Raw genomic sequence first — 22,581 nt, 5'->3', positions numbered from 1 at the left:
CATGAAGCATTTTTGATCGATCTGCCCGACGTACCTGACAACACGAAATTCCACGACCGAATCGAACGCCTGCTGGCATTGGCGGTCTGAAACCTAGCCCGCCTGAAGGCGATCGCCTAAAGTGCAGATGCCAAACCAATCTGTTTGAAATTGTTGCTACAACTCATCCGTCTTGCTGCCTCACGAGCCGCTTGAACCGCTGGAAGCAACAAACCGACGAGAACGCCAATAATGGCAATCACAACAAGGAGCTCAACTAGCGTAAAACCATGGATATTTCTAGAACGCTTCATAAACGGAACCTTTCATTGATAAGTGGATAAACGCTTCTCATCCTACTCCCCGCGAACACTGGGAAAATACTCATTTGCGACACGGCAATAAGTATTTGCGACACGAAAGGAAGGGGGAGGCTTTTACGTTAGGGGAATGAGCAAGCAAACGCGAGCCAGTGCATCGGCAGGGATTAGCCAATCAACCGCGTATCGCATATGACTGGTCAGGTGTCGCACGGTATCATCCCCGAATCCGAATCATCAAGGGCTGCTGATTTAGTAGAAACACTCCTCATACTTTATTAGCGTTTAGCCAATGACGCACTGTTAGGTTTTTATATCAGTCGCCCAAGGGATGTAGTTGATATTTTCAGGGGTTGGACCAAACGCAACCCATGGAACTGCCGTTGTGCCCGGCGTGGTGGTCGTGCTGCCATCGGTTCGACCCACCATTGGATTACTGATTTGTTCCCATAACGCCTGCTGCTCGATAAACGGCGAGATCACAACCAACGAGCTCAATCGCTCGCGATTGGAAATCGTCGACGCAGCCCAGACCTGGGAGGGGCCATTCGGACTATTAGAGGCGGGCGCCCCAATCAACGGCTGATTGCCTGTGCCGTGGGTAGGAATTTGGTCGTATGCCGAATGGTAGTTATGAATCCCTAATCCGATTTGCTTGAAGTTGTTGCTACAGCTCATGCGACGAGCCGCTTCGCGGGCCGCCTGAACAGCAGGCAATAGCAAGCCAACCAAGACGCCGATGATCGCAATGACAACGAGCAGCTCCACCAAAGTGAAACCCGATACTGAAGTCGTTCTTTTCATGATAACGAGGCCTGCGAGAAACGGTCCAGCAAGACTTGGTCATCGCTTTCAAGATCAGTACAAGGCAGTTTAGTCGAAGAGGTTGGTTTTCCACCAGCGCGTTCCGTTGCCTGAGACGCCGCTAGTGTTAACTTGTCGTTGATCGCATTCAATTCTCGAAGAATGATCACCAACGCTACGACTGTCGCGATGGCACCAGGAACACTCAAGAGATAGTGTTTCAAGCGAGCAGCAGAAATTGATTCAACATCGGTGATGCGAGCCGATGCCGTCGCCCAAGGCTCAGTTCGGTGCAATAGCATCGCCGGCCTTTGCCGTCGCGTCGTTGGCCATCTCTTCGTCAGTCGTCTTAGTGTGACGGCGCGAGATCCAAACGCTGCAGGGTGCATGACGCAAGACATACTTCGATGTGCTGCCAAGGATCAGTTCGCCGAGCATACTGTGGCCGGTGTTGCCCACTAAGATCAAGTTGGCATTGGTAGCTTCGGCTTGCTGCACGATCGCTTCCCCGACGTGGGTGGCCACAGGTGTGTGCGATTCGGTGTGGTGATACTGTTCGGCGATCTTGCGTGCCATGCACTCATTAGTTTCCACGATCGGCCGGATATGTTTCGGACTCAGTGTAATCGGTGGCCCGGTGAATCCCCCGCCGACGTAGGCGTAAGGTTGCTCGACGACGCTGACAACGTCCAGATGTGTGTCTTCATCAAGATCGAGTTCCATGAACTCTGCGACGGCTTCGCGGGAAGCGACCGACCGGTCGTAGCCGACGACGATGCGTGGGAAGCAAAATGTTTCACTGGGTCGAACGACCAACACGGAACAATCAGCGCGCGACGCAACGCTGTCCGAAACGCTGCCCAATAACAATCGTCCGATCGCGGAGTGACCTTTTGCACCGAGAACGATTAAATCGGACTTCAACTTCTTTGCTTCGTCAAGAATCGCAGGAACGACCGCACCGCAGACGTGTCGGGTTGCCACCGATTGACACGTTCGGTCGAGCGTTCGTTTGGCGTCGGCAAGAGTCTTGAAAGTTCGAGCATTCTCTTGGTCGGTCCACTCGGGAACCCAAGGTTGAAATTGATAATGCTGTGGATCGTAAGACGCTGTTACCACGGTCGCTTCAACGGGGTTGTGCTGTGCAAGTTGCCCGACGACTGTGGTCGCTGCCATCGCCGCTTCGGAACCATCGGTTGGAAGTAAAATTTTCATCGCCGGGGTCTCCCACGTGGTATTTGAGGACATTGACTCTCCAAGTCGATTGCAGTTCTTATGCCGTCGCTGTTTTGCCGAAGTTCTGTGCGGGTATGCACAGAAAGTGGAAGTAAGACTGGGCCGGTGAGACGGGAAGGCGCAGTTGAACGATCCAACTCAGAGACTCTGCGACGCCGAAACTTCGCTTCTCTCAGTCTGCCCCCCCTTTGCGTCAATTGTTCGCCAACGACTTGCACACCCGATTGAATCGACTGGTGGGATGCAGGTTCAACCGATCAGACATATTGACGCCCGAGACGATTTCAGTGCGGCGGCCGTTGGATCGACCGACTTCGACGGCCTGCAAATCGGCGACGCCATCGGAGACCCGGTACGCTTGCCAGGTTTCGCCCCGGCGGAATAGCACGCCGGTGGGGACGCTAATTGACTCCGCGGACGTTTCATCGACACAATTTTAGCGTCGACGCGAAACCCATCGCCGAGTGATTCACGCTGTTGAAACGGATCGGTGAAGTCGGCGATCATACTAACACGTTCCTCCTCAACGCCGAGTGCGGAGACTGTCAAGAACGGGGACGGCTCCACCAAGCGAACGACGCCATCAAGCGGTTCGTCCCCGCCCCAGTGCTCGACGATGCCCCGGTCCCCCGAACAGACTTTCACGGCGTCGGTTGACAGCACGTCGATGACCAGTCCAAAGTCCGACGGGTCGCCGCATCGGCGGCAAGTCGCTTGCCGGCGGCAAAGCTACCATCAAACCGCCCTGCCGGTTCCCACGCATCACGCGTTTGCTCGCCCTACCGCGAACCGTCCAAGGTCGCGACGCGATCCTGGAACGCGAATCCGCCCCCTCGCCAAAACGCTCGACTGAAACAAGCAGAGGAAAATGTGGAGGGATTCGAAGAAGGCAATAACACTGTCCAGCTAACTGAATTATCGGATTTTGCATCGTTACTTGGCTGCCGGCGCAAATTCTCGTGTGGAATTAGCTGCTCTAAATTCGTATGATTAGGAAACTTTTTTCTCAAACGGGAGACATGCCAAATGCCAGATGAAGTAAACTGACTTCGAAAACCTCTGTCTGGCTTGTCCTACCTGCAATCGACACAAAGCCAATCGTGTCATTGGGCTCACCGATGAAGGAATCGAGACGCGATTGTTCCACCCTCAGCGCGACAGCTGGCTTGCTCACTTTGATTGGTCAGTGAACGGTAGGGTGATTGTCGGGTTGACTGAGGTAGGCGTCGCTACGGTCAACCTTTTACGCATGAATCGACCGCCATTGGTTGAGGTGCATTCGCTTTGGGGCATCGTTGGGAAGCACCCACCGAATTGAGCCGACCGCCCTTTTGTTTGAGCGCCTCAATCGGACGAGCGATTCTCCTTCTGGACGTTGACGGCCAGATTCGATTCTGGCCCCCGCTGTTAACCCTGCAGTCGGCTAGTTTGAGGCCCGGCTTGGTGGGTCGGAAGCAATCGGCGTTATAACAAGCAACCCCTTATCAACTTGAGAGCGCGATAGTTCGCGAGAGAAAATACCGTTCAAACGGAAGCAACATTCGGAAAATCTGCTCGAGGTAAGAAAATCGAGAGCGCGTCCAGTCATGACCTGAAATTGAAAAACGCCCAAAACACTGGGGATTTCAGCGATCGATACGTCGCGAAAGAAAACCTCTCACTCTACGAACCAGCGGGTACCCTAAAGTTCGCAGGATGAGATGAGTACAGCGGAAGCAACACTCTTCGTCCAGACTCTCGCGAAAACACAGCCATCCGAACGTGTGCGTCGAGTCTGGTCCTCATCTCTGCGACCCCAGAAACCTCGCGAAGAACAAGTATTTTCATGAAATCTTGCCCTGTCGCGATTTTGCGAAGCTAGCATATGGCAGCCCTGACAAGCCACCGTCCAAACTAGCGATTCAGGAGCACGACTGGAATGGGGGTCCGCCCAACGCCAGCAGCTTGGCGACTTGCTCCTTCCGGTATTCCTCCAACTGATGTGGAAGCATGGGAAACGAACGTCGACGTTCCAGGGGACCAAACAGCCGCAATCGCGGCAACCGAGTTCGCCTTCCGAATCGGTTACTTCATCGAGGATTGAGGTTCGAAACGCTCGAGCAGCGTCAACTGCTGGCATCCGATGTGCTGAATTCCTTGTCGCCTTCGGGACGCGATCAAGGCGTGCTTCGTCAGGTGAAGGCGGCATCCGATTTGGACGCGAAGTCCGTCGTGTTTGTCGATTCTAATGTTGACGATTACACCAATTTGCTCGATGGATTGTTTGGTGCCTCTGGTAGTGATTCGGGCGCATCGCCTCCGCGTGTCGAGGTGCTTGATGCCGATCGAGACGGGATCCAACAGATCACGGACACCCTGGCTAGATATCACGATGTCTCCGCAATCCACATTGTGTCGCACGGATCCAGTGGTAGTTTGCAACTGGGCAACACAAATCTCGATGGCAACGCGCTGAACCGGCACGCCGCGCAACTAACCTCTTGGGCGAATGCGTTGAGTGACGACGCGGACATTCTGCTCTATGGCTGCAACGTGGCGGAGGGGCAAAGTGGAACCAACTTTGTCGAAGCCCTCAGCATCCTCACCGGCGCCGACATCGCCGCCTCCGATGATCCCACGGGAAACGCGACGCGGGGCGGGGACTGGCAATTGGAAGTCCAGGTCGGTGCGCTCGAAGCTTTGGCGGTATTCGATCAGTCCACACTAGCAAGCTACTCAGGCTTGCTCGAGAGCTTGCCCGATCTCAGTACTGAAACAGAAAAACTCACCATTACCATTCTGTCCGGAAATCGAGTCAAAGTGCAGGGTGGCACTCACGACGGAAAAGAATTCGACATCAGTGGCAGCATCAAGGGAGGTATGAAGGATGACACGTTCCTAGTCGCAGGAGGGGCGAGCCTCAACGTAACGATCGACGGAGGAGGTGGAAACAATACGATTGATTTCTCCGCGAAAGGCCAGTCACTTGTCGTCACCATCGACGGCAAGAATCAATTCAAGGCCAACGCTACCGCAGTGCCGTCCGAGACGCTGTCGGCAACAAATATTGGCAGCGTCGTGGGTGGTACTCGGGAGGATCGATTTCAGTTTAAATCTTCATCAATTTCTTTTGCATCCGGGCAACTCGACAAGCTACTCGATGGTGGTGGGATGGGCTCGTCGCCGGGCAACACCCTTGATTTCAGTGGCTACAAGGGGCCCGTCAACGTCGACCTGGAACTGCGGTCTGCGACTGGAGTCAAAACCGGTTTGAACAATGGCCTGGCCAGCATCCAGCATGTTGTGGGATCGAGCAGTGGCGACACTCTGTTGGGTGGCAACTTGAGCGACACGCTCGATGGCGGGGAAGGGGCCGACACGATCGAGGGCTCGTTCGGCGACGATACGCTGATCGGCGGACTCGGCGATGACACCTACCAGTTCAGTGACCACTGGGGCGTGGACACCATTGAGGAGTTCACTCACGAGGGAACCGACACGCTGGACTTCGGTAGCGTTACACACAATCTAGCCTTCACGTTCACAGCGGCCGACTTCCGGGTCGCGGCGACGAACGCCAGTGACATGTCGCCGGTGGCCGATGCGCGTATCCAGGGTGATTTAGCGTCGATCGAAAGAATCGATGCCGGCAGTGGCACAAACTCTTACACGTTCAGTCAGCCTTTCCTGGACGGTTTTGTGATTGACAACCGAAACTCCAATGGCGCGACACTGGACTTTTCCGCACTCGGCGATCAGCTCACGTTCACGATTAGCCCTACCGACGAAAAAGCGTATCCCGGCGCCGTCAACAAGGTCGAAGTCGTCAACGAAACCAAGCAGCGCACGCTCACCGCGTACAATATTTTCAATCTGACGACGGGAAAGGCGAGCAACAATCGGATTAAGTTCGTGGGAACCGCGCAATTGCCCGGTACGCTGACCGTGGCGGCGGCCAATGCTGCACCGGCAGATCCCGCGAGTGACAGCATCACCCTGGACTATTCGCAGTACAGTTTGGTGCCCTTCGTCAGTATAGGGGATGCACACACGTTTGAAGCCAAGAGTGTAGTCGAACCGGTTCTGTCGGCAGTGAGCACGTCAGATGATGCCTGGCGAGTCGGCCACAACGCCACCCTTGGCACTTTGACGCTCACCCTGTCGATCAACGGCGAAGAGATTACGACCGGACGCATCAAACACAATGCAACGGTGAGTGGTAAAACTCGTTTCAATCGTGGCGAGGTGAGTACGGCGATCGAAGAGGCATTCATCAAATTCAAGCAGGAAACATCGGCTCAAAAGGAAACGATCCCCCCCAACGGTTTTCAAGTCTTCACCTATGGGACAGGAACATTAAGCGATCCGTGGAGGATTCAATTTCCCAAGGCGTACACAGTCGTCACGGGAACCAAGACTTTCAGTTTGCGGAACGAAACAGAATCGCGAAGCGTGGAAGTTACCAATTTGGCAGCCAACACGGACCTGCTTTTTGACCGCCCCTTACATAAGGCCACGCTCACGATTGGCGAACCGGGCGTTGATGTGTGGCGATTGTGGAACAACGCGTCCAATGGAAAGTTCACGTTAGAGATAACGACAGCAGTTGCCGGAACAAACACACCGATCCAAACCGAAGAGATCGCGTTTGACGGAGACGCGGACTCCATCATCGACTACATCAAGCGGGCCTTTGCCGCGAAGAACCCCGCACGCGAATTTACGACGGATTTTACCGTTGACGTGACGGGGGCCGGGACGCGCGCCAACCCCTGGATCATCAAGTTCCCGAAATTCGAACATGTCGTGGGTCTAACGACGGACGACTCGAAACTCGGATTGCCGGGAGGGATCGTTTCCGTCACGGCCCAAACCCCGGACAACCAGAAGCAGCTGATCGAGGTGCGGGCCACCGGTGGCGAGTTTCAGTTGAGCGTGGCCGGGAAGACAACGAATACGATTTCCGTTGATCCGTCGGGAAAGACTTTTCAACAGGAATTGCAAACGAAGCTCGGCCAAATGTTCGTGACGCTCGGTGCCCCCGAGGGTTCGAAGCCCGTTGTGGAGGAGAAAGAGACTGGAAATCCGGCGGCCGGATGGGTTGTCACACTGCCTCGCGAGGTTTCGACGGACAATTCTCGGTACCCGGCAATAACCGTCGCCAGTACCATGCTCGAAACTCATTCGGTTTCGATTGCCAAGAACGCAGTAAGCAATATCAACCATGGGCGTGAAGTTACTCTTCCAACCCGAGTCACGATCGTTCCACGGCAGGTCGAAGGTTATCTGGGTGGATATTTAACCTCAGCGTACACCGCTCTGGGTTATTACAGCGTGGCGGGTTCGGGATCGGCAATGACGGTCAAGAACACGCAGGGAGTAACGACGCTCGTAGGCACTTGGACGGAATGGACATTCGCTGAAGACGGTGCCGTGAATACGACACAGACGCCCGCGACCGGCGGCGTTGCGGCAAAAAACGAGACCGGGTCTGACGAAGCCGACTACCTCGTCGGCGGTCCCGATAATGACACGCTGAATGGCAAAGGCAAAGACGATAATTTGCGGGGTGAAGGCGGCGACGACACTCTGTTGGGCGGCGCAGGCAACGATATCCTTTTCGGCGGCACGGGCGACGACATCCTCAATGGTGGGCTCGGCGACGACGAGTATCGTTTGGAAAAGAGCTGGGGCCGAGACAGGATTGAGCTTGTAGACGGCGACAATGGAAAGGACACGATTGATTTCTCGCCCTTGCAAGTCACCGACGAAAAATTCACGCACGTGCTCTCTGGCGGCAAGCTCGTTTCCTCCACCGGCGACTTCACGCAGACCAACACTCGTACGCCGAAACGGGGCTTCTACACGACTCCGGCTCCCAACGAAGTTCTCGGCACATTTGATGCGAATGCGGATACGGTCACTTTGGGTGACGCCAAGGTACTCAAGACGATCAAGCTTGCCGAAGCCGATAACACCTTCTTGTTTGGGAAAGATTGGGGGACTGGGTTTACGATCGATTCGAGCCTTGTCGCCGAAGGGAAAAAGAAACTTGTCTTAGATTTCCACGACGTGGGAGACGACTTACGCTTCACGTTTGCTCCCAATCCGGCGAACGATGGTGTGGGTACGCTAACGATCGAGCAGTTTGGAATTGTCGCGAAAGTGTCCGCGAGCAAGCGGAACACGATCACAGTGACGGACATTGACGCCAATACCACAATCTTAGGCGGCGGTGTTGATAATACGTTTGTTGCCGCTGCGGACCGCACCTATCAATTTCCTGGCACCATCGTTGGCTACTCTGGAGTGAAACCGCTCAAGAGCCAGGGCATCGGCCTTGCAAAGCTGGTGGGTTTGGGCATCGCCGCGCCAGTGCTCAAGTCCGAGTCGTTACAGATCGAACAACTCCCTTCGACAACGGTGCAAAACACGTTCAACTTCGGACGACAAGCACCCAGCTTGGGCGCTATCAAAGATCAGTTCTTTCAGTTGCAAGGTGCCGGTTTCAACGACGTCTTGTACCCGCAGAGTTTGTTCTTGGGAGCCGGTGTGGCGCCAGAATTGAAAGACCTGTTTTCGCAGATGAGCTCGACTCTGTCGAACGCGTTCGGATTCGCCAATGAAGCTGTGTCGGGCGCTGCGACGGCCGCCAATGCGAAGGTTTTCAATTCGGCATTCGGACACTACTCGAACATCAACAATGTGAAATACGGCGCGGGCCTGACCGTCATTCAAGGAGACAGCTACAACAACGAATTCAGGCCGGTCGGTTCGAGCATCGCAGACTTACTACTGGAAAATGAAGTACCGCAAGTGGCGCCGTCGGCGGCCTTGATGATGGGCATGCTGGGGGCGGACACCTATAAGTTTGGCGGCGGCACGTTCAATCCCTTCGCAATTAGCACCGGAGTGATACTAGAAATTCCGGACTTCGGACCGCTAACCAACTCCTTTGGTCTGGATACGTTGGATCTTTCTGGCTACGGGCCCGGAACAGAATTGCGGGTGGAAGTGCATCCGTGGTCGAAGAATGACGGAAGCAATAGTGCTCTTGGATTCTCGGACAACTGGTTTGCCGTGTGGTTGAAGAACCCCGTCCTGACGCCGATCCTCGATAAGGTTTCGTCTGAGTTCGGCGCAGAGTACCAAGGATGGCTGCCGATCATCATCGGCAACTCGATTGAAACGATCCTGGGTGGTGGTTCCAAAACGACGGTCAAGATGTACGACGGAGCCGTCTTGAAGGGTCGCGTCGTCGGTCCGAACATCGAGTTGGACTACTCAAACTACTATCCCGATGGCGGGCCCAACGGAGTAACGGTCGACCTTGGCTCCGGCTTGAATGTGGTGGTTCATGACGAGATCGACCTGAGCCCGTTGGGGGTCTACCCAGCGAATAAGTTTATCTACGGCAGCGCGACGGGTATCTTCGGCGAACGGCTGCGGGGGCTATCGGAAGTCTTCAATCTGACGGCGGGAGAACTTGTCGGTACCGACTTTAGCGACTTCGCGGTTTCCGGCGTCAAGAAGGTCATTGGCAGCACACGCAACGACACGCTGACAGGAAGTGCCGCCAATGAAGCGTTCGTCGGCTTCGGCGGCACAGACACGATCAATGGCGTGAACTCTACGGAAGCGATCGTTGGTGGATCATTTCAAAGTGGAAACTTTGTCAGTTTCGAAAGACAGAAGAATGCAAGCCCGGTGGTCGCGGCGTTGGGTTCCACAGTCGCGGACGTCAACGGAAATGGCGGTGCATGGGAAATGCAAAGTCAAATGCTCGTTACCGCCGTTAAGGAAACGGTGAATAACAATTCAAACGGACTTCGTCTCACCGCGCCTTCTGAATTCGGCCGGATGGTCTTGCTCGTTGATGGCAAACTGGTTGACGTTCGTATTGATGACGGAGTGGGACTTCCATCCATCGCACCCGCAGATGCTTCCCAACTCGCGAAAGTCAAGACAAAGCTGGATTCGTTAGCCAGTGGCGTTCTTAGCGTGAGCAGGAAGAGCGATGGATCATGGCTGTTTGAGGCGGGAAATGCGACTACCGACATCCGCGCCTACTTCATTAAGACCGGTGCGCAGTCCACGACTATTTTGCGGCCCGGCGGAGCAGATACCACGCAAGGCCTGGAGGGCAGTTCCGCAAAAAGTGACCTTTTGATCGGCGACAACAGCGACGGTGCGACCAACATCTTCGTCCTCGGCAAAGGATTTAGGGGCGAACTCCCGGGCGATGACATCATCATCGGCAGCAGTAACGTTAAAGTGACGAACATCATTGACTTCTCCGAATACGTCTCGACGGGAGCTGCTGTCAAAGGAATCGTCGAAAAACTGAACAAAGACATCAAGGTCCGTGTCAACGCTTATGTTGTCGACGGAGTCACCGTTCCGAACGCGCATCAAATCGTATTCACCGTTGGCAAAGAAGACGCTGCCAACACCAGCACCATCACGGCATTTGGAGCCTTCCAGTTCCGTTTTACGCGAGACGGCAGCATTCTGTCGTTGGGCGGTCTACAGAACATTGCCAAGCAATGGCAGGCAGTGCGTGGTCCGGCTCCAACGGGAAGTTCCTTGATCGCCACACCTGACATCGTCGGGACGCCGCTCGCCCCGCTTACGGCTGCCGAACTTCAGCCGATCTGGGAAGAAGCGCTGCGACGCTGGCAGAATACCGGCCTGCTCGACGCAAGTCCGATTGACGTCGCCAGTTTTACAATCGGAATCGATGAACTCGCCGGTCAAACTTTGGCAGTCGCGTCGGATGGCCAAGTCACCTTTGATGCCTCGGGAGCTGGTGCAGGTTGGTTCGTGGATCCCACCCCGAGCGACAACTCCGAGTTCGCCGACACGGTTACGGGAGTCGGCCTTGTTGCCAACGGCGACAGTCCCGCAGTAGGCGCCTTTGACTTATTAACCGTCGCCAAACATGAATTGGGACACTTACTCGGCCTGGAACACTCCGATCAGCCGGGCGCACTCATGGGTCCAATTCTGCCCACCGGCGTGCGACGGTACGATCCAGTCTGGAATGCAGCGGACGGAGTCGCGTTGCATTCCACGGACGGGCATGCCCTTGGTGACGGCGACTCGGACCAAGATCGAGTGGTGCATGGATTGGCGGAGTTCGCGGCTTGGGCCGGGGACGGCCAGACGTACGCGAAAAAAGTCAACGATCTGGTGGCAACGATCGATTCGATTCCATTCGTGGATGTCACGCCGGCCGAAATGTTTCAGATTACCGGTGACCAAATCGAATCCAGGATCAACTCGGCCGTCACCGAAAAGATCACCGAGATCTTCAGCAATAACTCCAACGTCACTTATGGCGATCTGCTCGATAATGTCCCGGCGTTGTCGCTCACGGCTGTTAGCAGCGGCGAAGAATTGGGCGCAGTCGTCAACTTATCGACGGAGATCCGTCACATCTCGTTGGATTTTTCTGACGCATCTTTCGGCGATTTTGGTCTGCAGGCCGGCGACGGTAATGACCTGACGTTTAGCCTGACGGCGACGTTGGAATTGCAGTTCGTGTTTGGACTGGACGAATCAGGCGACTTTTATGCGAGAGATCCGAGCCTCGTAATGCGTTTGGCGTTGGGCCAGGAGGCAGCCACCATCATCGGCATCGACACCGCTGAGCGTCAGATCGTGTTGGATGGCGATTTCACAACCTCGTACTCCGTAGGCGAGGTGGCTTATCTCGGCGGTTCGAACAGCAACGTTGGTCGTTATCACGTCGCGGACCTGACTTATGACGCGCTCACGAGCGAAACGACGATCCGCGTCGTCGAGGAGCTTCCCGACTCGACACCCGACGGCCACCTGCGTCCGACCTTTGACTTGGGACTGAATCTGGGTCCCTTTGGCATTGGAATCGAAGACGGAACGATGTCCTTCTCGATGGCGATGTTGTTTCCCACCAGCGGCACGATGGATCTCGACACTCTCGCGGCCGACGTCGGGCACGGCGATTTGATCGGTTCGGCGCGGTTCAGTTCTGACAGTAACTTCGAAGTCGTCTTGCCGATCGAGTTGAAGGGTGCTTTAGCGGGATTGGGTTCCAGCCTGGGGACGCTGATTGCAGTCAGCCCCGACGAATTACCGCCGGACGCCGGACCGGCGAGTTTCTTCAGCAGCATGGTGCCGACGTCATCGGGACTGGACGAGCTCACGAGCATGCGCGGCGTGTCGCTCGATGCGCTGCTCAGCGGCCTCAGCTCGGGGCTCGATGCGGTACTCGATCCAGAGGGCATCGCCTATCAAAATCTGCCGCTTATCAACAAGACGTTGGTGGATGTTTTGGGTGGCGCGGGCGACAAACAAATCGTGCGGATCGACGGCGAACCGACACAGGGCAATTTCACTCTCACGCTGGGTTCGGAAACAACCGCACCGATCGACTTCAACGCAACCGCAGAAACAGTGAAGACAACGCTCCAAGCCAGCTTCGCGACGTTGACCGACGTGACGGTGAGCGGACCGGAAAGCGGGCCGTGGATCATCAGCTTTGCCAATACCGCTACGGGCGGTGCGACCACGTTGACCGGCAATACCTCCGGATTAACGGGCGGCAACAACCCTAGCGTCTCGGTCTCCGACGGAAACGCGATCAGTTTGTTCCAAGCTGCGGTCGACATGGTGCGTAGCAGTCTCGACGACATCCAGGGTCTGGAACGCAACTTGAACTTCGAGCTCATTGCCGCGTTGGGCCTGAATCGGGATCTTGGCGATCGGGATGCCGTGAAAGCGGCCTTTGACGACTTGACGAGCATCTTCTCGCAACTCAATGGCAGTTCTTCGAACGCGGACATCGCCTTTGCCGTGGTAGACCTTGCCTTGTTCGATGCGTTCGTTCGAGATCGTGATCTCGTTGCGGCAAACGATAACCTCTCGAAACTACGTTTCAATAATTTGCCGTTAAACTTCGCCTCGACGGATGACGAGATCGCACTCGCTCTGGTCAATCGCGACGAGTTCAACATCACGACAGCGGCTCGAAGTTTGCTACTATCGGATCCTGACGCGATGGATGCGGCTGTTCGATTGGCTTCGTTGGGCCTGGATGAAAGTGCCACGAATGCACAAATCGAATCGCTACTTGGGACGACGCAGGACGAGATCGATGCCACGAAGGAGATGCGTGATGTATTACTCGACACGACCGCCAATGAGGGGCTGGTGGCGTTTGCGAAGAGCTTTCTGGCCGAAAAGGGACTCAATGGCACCCCCACGGATGAACAGATTCTCGCCGAACTGGACGATACCGACGCAATCGCCGAGGCCACGACCGACCGCGACCTACTGCGTGGGCGGAGCATCGAGATTCGCGACGCGGCGGCTCTCCTGATCGGTCTGGGGCTGAACCCGAATTCGACCGACGCTGAAGTCGCAACCGCCCTGGCCGATACCTCCGCGCTGGCTGCTGCCAGGTCAGATCGGAACCTACTCGCGTTGCAAGGCGAAACAGCGGCCGAGGTCAGTCGCGCAGTGGCGGATGCCCGCGCAAGTCTCGTGGCGCAAGGTCTCGACGGGAGATCCACCAACGAGCAAGGAGCAGTCGCGTTAGCCGATCCAACGGAGCTTGCGACAGCACTCACTCAGCGTGATACGTTGGCGCAGTACGAAGCGAATAGGTTGATGCAATTAACCTACAAGAATTCGGAACTGTCTGTCGATTTGGATTTCGAACAGTTGATTCAGGAACAGTTGGGATTCCAATTGGATCTCCAGGATCTTATTGACAACAGTCCGCCAGAACTTCAGGGCGCACTCAGGAATCTGATCGGCAACGCCGGTGCCTTCACTGCGTCCGCAAGCGGGATGTTGGACGTCCAGGCAAGGGCGCGGTTCAACCTGGGGTTTGGATTCGATCTTAGTAACGTCTTGAATCCCAAGTTCTATGTCCATGACGATACGGGGATTTCAGTTGGTCTGATCGTCGAACCGGCGAACGGAACTTCGCTTGATTTCACCGCGACCATTGACGTTCCGTTGCTTGGCGATGTAACCCTGGCGGCGCGCGACGTTGATGCCGGTTTGAATCTGCGCGGTCGCTTCGGCCTGGCGGACGACAGTGCCGACGACAACCAATACTTGATCAGTGAATTGACCACCTTGGGAGCCGCAGGAGTCGATGCGTCGATTACGGGTGGCCTCACGCTGGATGTTCCCCTGTTCTTCCCGACGGCTAACATGCCATTGGGAGGGTCAACGGCAGACGGCAATGCGGACGGGATTGCCGACAATTCGCTTCACGTCGATGCGGGTTTCGAAGTCGGCGGTGGTGGCTTCCAGGGTTTCAATGTGGTTGCCCCTAATCTTGCTGGCAACTTTGACATCATCTCGCTGATCAATAACCCGACGCTGATCATCAACGGTGTCAAGAGCGGACTCAACGGGCTGTTCGATACGATCGGCGATGGGATGGAAACGGGCGTCTTTGATGTGCCGATTCCGCTGGTGGGTGAGCGGTTGAAGGCGGAGCTTGGCTTCGCCGACGGCACCAGTTTCCTTGACACGTTGCAGTCCGATATCAACACCAAGCTGAACGATGCCTTGGCGGCGATTGGTGGCCGAACCACGGTCGAGCTGATTCAAGAGGCGTTGTTCGATGCCTTTGGACCTGGCTCCGACGGTCAGGGTCCGAATATCTTGGTCGATGACAACGATCAAACGATCACGCGAGTGGAAGACATTCCCGTCGTCGCGACAACGGATTACATCCAATTCAACGTACGGATCGCCGATGCGTTGATCGCCGCCGAAGTGCCGATGGATCTTGCCGCCTCGATTCCTGGTTTGGATCTCGATATCGATGGCAACGTGCGACTCGATCTGGGGTATCAGTTCCAGTTCGGATTCGGATTCCACAAAACCGATGGTTTCTACTTTGACACCACCGGCGCATTGCCCAGCGGCGAGGAATTTGCCTTCACGGTTTCGGCGAGTCTCGCGAATGATTTCAAGGCTTCCGGGACACTCGGTTACCTGACCGTCGAAGTGGCCGAAACGGCCAACCGGCCGGGCACCGCCGACCGCAACAGCGGTCTTTACGGCAGCTTCGGTGTCGATATTCGTGATCCCAACGGTGACGGTCGCTTTACCCTTCGAGAACTCGGTACCGCGGTGCTGGGCGAGACCATCGTCGGTACGTTCCAAGCGGAAGCCGATGTCGATTTGGGTATCACTGTATCGATTCCCAAATCGCCCGCTGGCGGTTTGGAATTCCCCACGTTCACCACCCAACTGCTTTACGACCAAGTGTTTGCCAACGTCAGCACCGCGCCCGGGGCGAGCAACGGATTTGGTGGCGCTCCGGTGGTCGAGTTTAAAGACATCCGTCTGGATTTGGGTGAGTTCATTACTGGATTCGTGGGACCGATCATCGACGAAGTCCACAAGATCACCGAGCCAATCGAACCGGTGGTCGATGTCATGCGGCAAGACATTGGTTTGCTCGTACAACTCAAAGCCGAACGCACCAATCTGTTGCAGATTGCCGAGGGCGTCTTAGGGCCGACGAAGTATGAGCCGGTCCTGACGGCCATTAATGCGATCATCGATATCGTTGACTTTGTTGAAAAGGTCAACGCGCTGCGGCAACTCAACCCCGACGGCAACCTAATCCTCGATTACGGCAGCTTCATCGTCGGTGGCAATTTGAAATCCGCAGGCGGATCGAAAGTTCCTGATTCGGCGCCTACTTCAAGCAACCCCGAATCTCAATTGGCAGGCGGTTCCAACGCCAATGCGAAAGGAAATGCACAGGCTACCGAGGTGATCAAGAGCATTGGGACGCAACCGGGTAGCATCCAATTCCCAATGCTGTCGGATCCCAGTGTCGCCTTCGGCTTGCTGCTTGGAAAACCCGAAACACTGTTCATCTATGACATGCCGAAACTCGATCTGAGTTTTAGCTACATCAAATCGTTCCCGATCTTTGCGGGTCTGAACGCACGATTGGGCGGCCGCGTGACTGCCCAGACGGACTTGGCATTTGCCTTTGACACCAACGGGTTTGAAGCGTGGAAACAAGGCGGGTTCGCTCCCGAACAGAGCGATGCCTTGTTCGATGGATTTCATGTCCTCGACCACGGCATTGAAAACACACCGGGCGATCGCCCCGAAGTCACGTTGACGGCATCCATCATCGCGGGACCATCAATCGGCATCGCGGGATTGGTCGAAGCGGGGGTCGAAGGTGACATCACCGCCAAGGTGGAATTCGACCTCAATGACGTCCCCACGCCCGGCTCAAATCCGCTCGAGTACGATGGCAAATTGACTTTGGATGAACTGTCCCAACGGGCCGCGCAAGGTGCCCACTGCGTGTTTGATACTTCGGGCACCGTTTCGGCGGGACTCACTGGCTTTTTGTGGGTCGGTGCCGACACGGGACTGTTCGGTCGGATCACTCTGTATGAAGAACGTGTCAGTCTTTATCGGCAAACATTAGCGACATTTGGATTGGGTTGTGCCGATCAAGTGCCGCCGACATTGGGACGCGTCAACGGTGGCGTGTTGACGCTCGCTTATGAACCGAGCGAATCGTTTCCGATGCTGCCCAGTGGTGATGCCTATCAGGTGTCCGAGTTCACCAAAGACAACGAAACCCAGATCCGAGTTCAAGCCAACGGGTTCACCCAGACTTTCAAAGGTGTCACCAGCATTGCCTACAACGGTACCGCCGGCGCCGACGCGGTGTTGGTCAGCAACGTTTCGGTCCCCGTGACGCTCCGCGGTGGCCATGGCAATGACTTGCTGCGGATCATCGCCTCGGCCGATAACACGGCAACTCGTGAATTGCACGGCGAAGGTGGTGACGATGTGCTGATCGGCAGCGATTCCTCCGACACGTTGCGAGGCGGAGAGGGCAAAGACGAACTGTCCGGCGGCAAAGGGATCGACACGATCGATGGTGGCAGCGCGGCAGACGAATTGTTTTGGATGTTCGGCGACGGGGCTGATTTGTTTGTCGGTGGTGATGGCTCGGATGTGATCAAGCTTAGCGGCTTTGATTTCGACGACGACGCACGCACGACCAAACTGCATGACGACACCGTCACGTTGACCAAGGCCGGCACGACAGTGGACGTTTCCTGGAAGCGGGGCAACACCACTCAGGTCTTGAACATCACGGGAACCGAGCAAATCCAGTTGGATGTCAGCGCGGGCAGCGACACGGTGACCGCCAACGACCTTCGCGGCTCGGGAGTCGTTGATGTGATTCTGAACTTCGGAACCACCGACTCGGACACGACGACCATCAACGTCTTCAATCCTCCGGTGCTCTTCAATGGTGTGGAGCTCCATTCCGAAGACGTGCTGACGCGCGTGAGTGAACCGGATCAGGGCATCGACACGTTACGAATCGTCGGAACAAATGCAGCCGATATCTTCGAGGTGCTTGCCGAAGATGACGAGGCGTTGATCGTCAAACAAGCCGGCGGCGTGAACTATTCGATTCGCAAATCGGAAGCCGATCGCGACGAAGTCATCATCGAGACGCTGGGGGGCAATGACCGAGTGGACGCCAGTCGTGTGACGGCCAACCATCTCCGACAACTCACGGTCCTAGCCGGCGGTGATGATGACACGATCATAGGCTCGCCGTTTGTCGATCATATCGACAGCGGCTTTGGCGACGACACCGTGACGGGTGGCGCGGGCATCGACACGTATGCCGACGCAGGGGGCAACAACACATTGATCGAATCGCGTGATGTCAATTTCACGCTCAGCGATACTCAGTTCGCAGTGACTGGCACCACGGAAGTCGAGCAGCTGGGCGGTCTATTTAAGACGGTCTACCTCTACGGATACGACCTGAACGCCCCTGCACCGGCGCAAGCTCATTCGGGCATCAATACATTTGATCTGTCGGGCTGGACTGGCGATGCCACGCTGGACGGCGGTGAAGGTGATGATATTTACACCGTTTCGACAAGCATCGCCAATGGCGTCGCGTCGACCATCCGCGTTGAAGACACCGGTAGCGAAACCGGACAAGTCGACCGACTCAATATCCGCACCAGCGGTGAGAATGAAACGCTCTTTTTCTTCGACGGTCACGTCGATGTGTTTGCCTATAACGCTGCACTGGGTGAGACGAAACCTGCGACGCCTTCGTTTACGTTCGAGTTCGGTAGTGCCGGGGCACTGGATGTTGAGCAGTTGACCATCGATGGCGGTACGGGCTTCGACACATTGGTTGCTGGCAATCAGAGCAACCAGTGGAACATTACCGGTGCGAACGCAGGAAGTTTAACCAGTGATGGTTTTGGCATTTCGCTTGGTTTCCAGAACGTCGAAAACCTGCTGGGTAGCAACTCGGACGATACGTTCCATTTCGCCAGCGGCGGCGGTATCGCAGGACGACTCGATGGCAAGGGACTCGTTGCTGGCGATTTGACGTCCAACGAAGACACGCTTGACTACAGCGACTTTGGTTCGTCCATCGTGGTGGATCGCCAACTTGCCACCGCAACCGCGATCGGCCAAACCTTTCACAACATCGAAGTGCTGGTCGGCAGTCACGTTTCGGACAAACTGATTGGGGAAGACTTAGCCAACGACTGGCACATCACTGGAATCAATGCGGGCACGGTCCAAGGTGAACTTGGTCGTCCGGTTTTGTCGTTCCGTGATATCGAAAACTTGACGGGCGGTTTTGCTCCCGACATGTTTACCTTGGAACCGCTGCAAGGCGTGGATGGAATCATTGATGGTCGTGGTGACGCGGGCGACGTGCTGGACTACTCCAATTGGACGACGTCGGTCGAGGTTCACCTGGGAGACACATCGTCAGTCGCCGGTACAACGACGACCGGCACCGGTGGTGTGCGGAACGTCGAGCATGTTTTTGGTGGCTCTGCGGCCGACAAGATCTTTGGGAACGCGTCGGCCAATCAATTGTTTGGCGGTGCGGGAGGCGACTCGATTTCCGGAGGTGCGGGCCACGATTTCATCGACGGGCAAACCGGTGACGACATCCTGACGGGCGATGCCGACAACGACTTCCTGATTGGTGGTTTCGGTAACGACACGCTTGAAGGCGGCAGCGGCCAAGATGTGATCTTCGGTGGCTTCGCACTGGGTACTCAGGCCGACTACGACCGGAGCATTCTTGCGAACTTTGAGCTGCCGTTGGACTGGATGCTCACCGAAAATGCATACTCCAGCAGCGATGGTACGAACTTTGGAAATCTGCCAACGCTCGCCGATCCGATCGATGGTGCGAGTCGGTACCAACCGCCGCGGATTACTCCCGTCATCGTAGCCGGCCTATCCCTTAATGGATTCATCAACGACGGCGACGACACCCTGCGTGGTGGCATCGGCGACGATGTGTTGTTCGGTGGTTCCGATAGCGATTCACTGTTCGGAGACGCCGGCAATGACTATCTCGACGCTGGTGCCGGATCGGATCTGACGATTGCTGGCGACGCTGGCGACGATGTGATTCGCGGTGGAGCGGGGAACGACAATCTCAGCGGTGGAGCAGGCATCGACCAGCTTTACGGCGATGGCGGTGACGACACGATTATCTCGGGTGCCGGTCATGCCAATGGCCGACAAGCGGGTCAACGCTTGTACGGCGGTTCAGGCAGCGACAAGCTGTTTGCCTTCACACCTGGAACCGGGACGACGACCGTGTCTTATGTCGACCAACTTGGACTCGCCGGTGACCAGTTGTTCGGCGGCGACGATAACGACATCTTGCGGGGGAACATTCGCCGCGAACTGATCGTCGGCGGGGCGGGCAACGAATTCATCGCCGGCGACATTTTGATGGGCGCGAATCGCGTGTTCAACCCGGAAGCGGACACGTTTGGTTCGGCGGATTTAATCTTCGGTGGCAGCGGCGAAGATCAGTTGTTTGGCGGCGGCGGCGATGATGTCATCTGGGGCGGCGCGGGTACGGACTTGATCGACGGACAAGACGGAGCTGACACGATGTACGGCGGTTCGGGCATCGACCTGTTCGTCGCTCCGACAAAGCTTGGTGCTGCCGGTCGTATCCAGGCCGACAACCTTATCGACACCATCGACGGCCACTTCGGCAATCTGACGAAAAGTGATGTCAGAGACGATAACGCCACCGATATCTTGGTAATCAATGGCACAGGCGGCAACGATTCGATTCTGCTCAGCCAGCAGTTGCCGCAAGACGGTGGCCAACTGCGAATCGATTACAACGGCGGTCAGCTGTTTGTCAACGTGCTCGATCAACAGAGGACGCCGCTGGTCGAGCAGTTCCAGGTCGCGGGTCTGGCCGGCGACGACACGATCGGCTTTGTCACCGCTGATACGCAACTGCCGGAGGGTGTCACGAACCCGGTGGCTCTTGGCGAGTCCAATCCTTTGGATCTGACGCGGCTGTCTAAGCGAAGCAAGGACTTCATCGGTGTCTTCGACGGCAACAGTGGCCACGACACATTAATTGGCGGTGCTGGCCGCGATCGTTTGGATGGCGGCCGCGGCAGCGACTGGCTGTATGGGTTCGGTGACTCCGATCGATTGTGGGGCGATGGCGGTGAAGGTTCCATCATCGATCATGACGTGCTTTTTGCCGGCCAAGGCGACGACGATTTGCTTGGTGGACAAGGAACCAACAGCCTGTTCGCTTGGTCGCTGGTGCCTGACCCGCGTCTGATGGCGACCGACGGCAACGGACGCCCGACCATCGACATCAAGGACTTGGTTGAACAAGGTCCGGATGCCACGTTCGGCATCTACGTCGACGAGGCGGGCGAACTGTTCAGCGACAGTGGAGATTTCGAGGGTGGACCTTTGGACGCCGAAGGCAATGTGACTCCAGACGGGCTGCTCGACGCAGACCCGACCAAACCGGCACGCAAACTGGAGGTCACGGGACTCAATCGGATTTTAGGTGGAACTGGGGACGACGCCCTTTTCGGCGGGACGGTTGTTGACTTCCTGTATGGCAATGGCGGCAACGATACCCTTTTCCGGGCCGACGGCAGCACGTTCGATTCACTCGACGGAGGCCTGGCCGGCGATACATGGAAGGAATACGCCAAGGAGTCGGATCAAGTCTGGTACGTCGGCGGCACGAACGCGGCGGACGAAATCCATGTCGACTTTGTGACCGAACCTGGATTGTTAGCCGACCACCACTTAATCACACGTCTGACCAACAACAACGGCAACTTTAGCTTTGCCGCACAAGTGCGGTTGGACTTCGAAGCGACCGATGCCGACGGCAACTTAATCTGGGACCCGCAAGATCGCGTACTCGATACCCAGGCATTGCTTGATGCTCGTGAGTCGGTCGTGGGGGCCAACGTGACGGCAGACTCGGACCCGACGCGACTCGGACGGTCTCTGGCTGATCTCAAAACGGCTCAGACCGATTTGGTCAACGGCCTGCTGCCGCCCGAAGGCGACTTCTTGGTGATCCTGATCGACGCTTTGGGGGGCAACGACACCATCACGGTTGGTCCCACCGTACAGAAGACGGTTTGGATCGATGCCGGTGCGGGCGACGATCACGTCGAGATTCGCAGCGGCAATGCGATCTTGGTCGATAAAGCGGAGTCGGTCACGCCCGAGGGATTACTGCGTGGACGCAACGATCTTGCCACGCACGCCTTCGCACTCGAATTGCCAACTTACTTACCGTATCCGCCCGATCCTGAGAGTGTGACGTTCACGGGGTTGACGATCGACAATCCGGAAGACGTTGACTGGTTCGAATTCCAACTGCCACAAGGCGTTCACCCCGAGGCGAGACTGATCGTCGCGGGCGCGGCGGAGAACGATCAATTGTCCATCGAGTTGTTCGAGGCCGATGGTTCCGCCGTCCCGTTGGCAGATCGAACCGAATCACCTGCGGCGAGCGACCCTTACCCCTTGGGAGACATCGGCTCCTTCTCCGTGGTGAACGGACTGACGTTCCACAACTTAAACGACACCGATCGATTGACGTTTAACGTTTCAGACGCGAGTCTGGCCGCGCCGACTCGGATGACCGCGCCGATGCAACTCGATGTCGACGCCACGACATCGATTCCGCGGGCCGAATTCACATTGGGCGTCGGCCCAAACAATGCATCGCAGCAAGTTGTTTTCGATATCGATCCTGCATGGTCGGCGCAAGAGTTTGTGGATCACCTGAACGTCGCATTGCACTCCCTTAGCCCTTCGTTGGGAACTTTTGACGCGTCGTTATCCTCCGATAACCAGATCGTCGTATCGGCGAGTGGAACCGCTCTCGGAAAGACGC

3 protein-coding genes and 2 pseudogenes (1 of these 5 only partly in view) are annotated in these 22,581 nt (G+C 56.3%); 1 reads left to right on the top strand and 4 read right to left on the bottom strand.

Annotated features, from left to right (window positions below; translation table 11 throughout):
- Positions 1-128: 128 nt before the first annotated feature.
- The 4 genes and pseudogenes from Pla100_RS27375 to Pla100_RS27360 all read right to left on the bottom strand — a co-directional run.
- A pseudogene (locus Pla100_RS27375) lies at positions 129-293 on the bottom strand (type II secretion system protein); the annotation flags it as partial.
- Between the two features lie 318 nt (positions 294-611).
- Positions 612-1,103: pseudogene (locus tag Pla100_RS27370) on the bottom strand (DUF1559 family PulG-like putative transporter); the annotation flags it as partial.
- A gap of 282 nt (positions 1,104-1,385) precedes the next feature.
- Positions 1,386-2,318 carry a universal stress protein gene (locus tag Pla100_RS27365; RefSeq protein ID WP_146582058.1) on the bottom strand — a complete coding sequence of 311 codons (933 nt, stop codon included), beginning with the start codon at positions 2,316-2,318 and terminating at the stop codon, positions 1,386-1,388.
- Between the two features lie 270 nt (positions 2,319-2,588).
- On the bottom strand, positions 2,589-2,984 hold the full coding sequence (locus Pla100_RS27360) for a hypothetical protein (RefSeq protein ID WP_146582057.1): 396 nt from the start codon (positions 2,982-2,984) through the stop codon (positions 2,589-2,591).
- 1,434 nt (positions 2,985-4,418) lie between these two features.
- Between Pla100_RS27360 and Pla100_RS27355 the strand changes: the two genes are divergently transcribed.
- Positions 4,419-22,581 carry the 5' portion of a PKD domain-containing protein gene (locus tag Pla100_RS27355; protein WP_231603700.1) on the top strand. Its footprint extends 16,970 nt past the window's final position, so only the first 18,163 of its 35,133 coding nucleotides appear in the window; the start codon lies at positions 4,419-4,421; its stop codon lies off the right edge, out of view.

The sequence above is a fragment of the Neorhodopirellula pilleata genome (assembly GCF_007859915.1).
Classification (GTDB): domain Bacteria; phylum Planctomycetota; class Planctomycetia; order Pirellulales; family Pirellulaceae; genus Rhodopirellula; species Rhodopirellula pilleata.
The sequence above is the reverse complement of the archived record's forward strand: the minus strand, read 5'-3'. Positions and strand labels throughout refer to the sequence as shown.

Bases quoted from the DNA above. Each gene is read 5' to 3' on its own strand.
- Pla100_RS27365 (WP_146582058.1), bottom strand. From the start codon at position 2,318: ATGAAAATTTTACTTCCAACCGATGGTTCCGAAGCGGCGATGGCAGCG.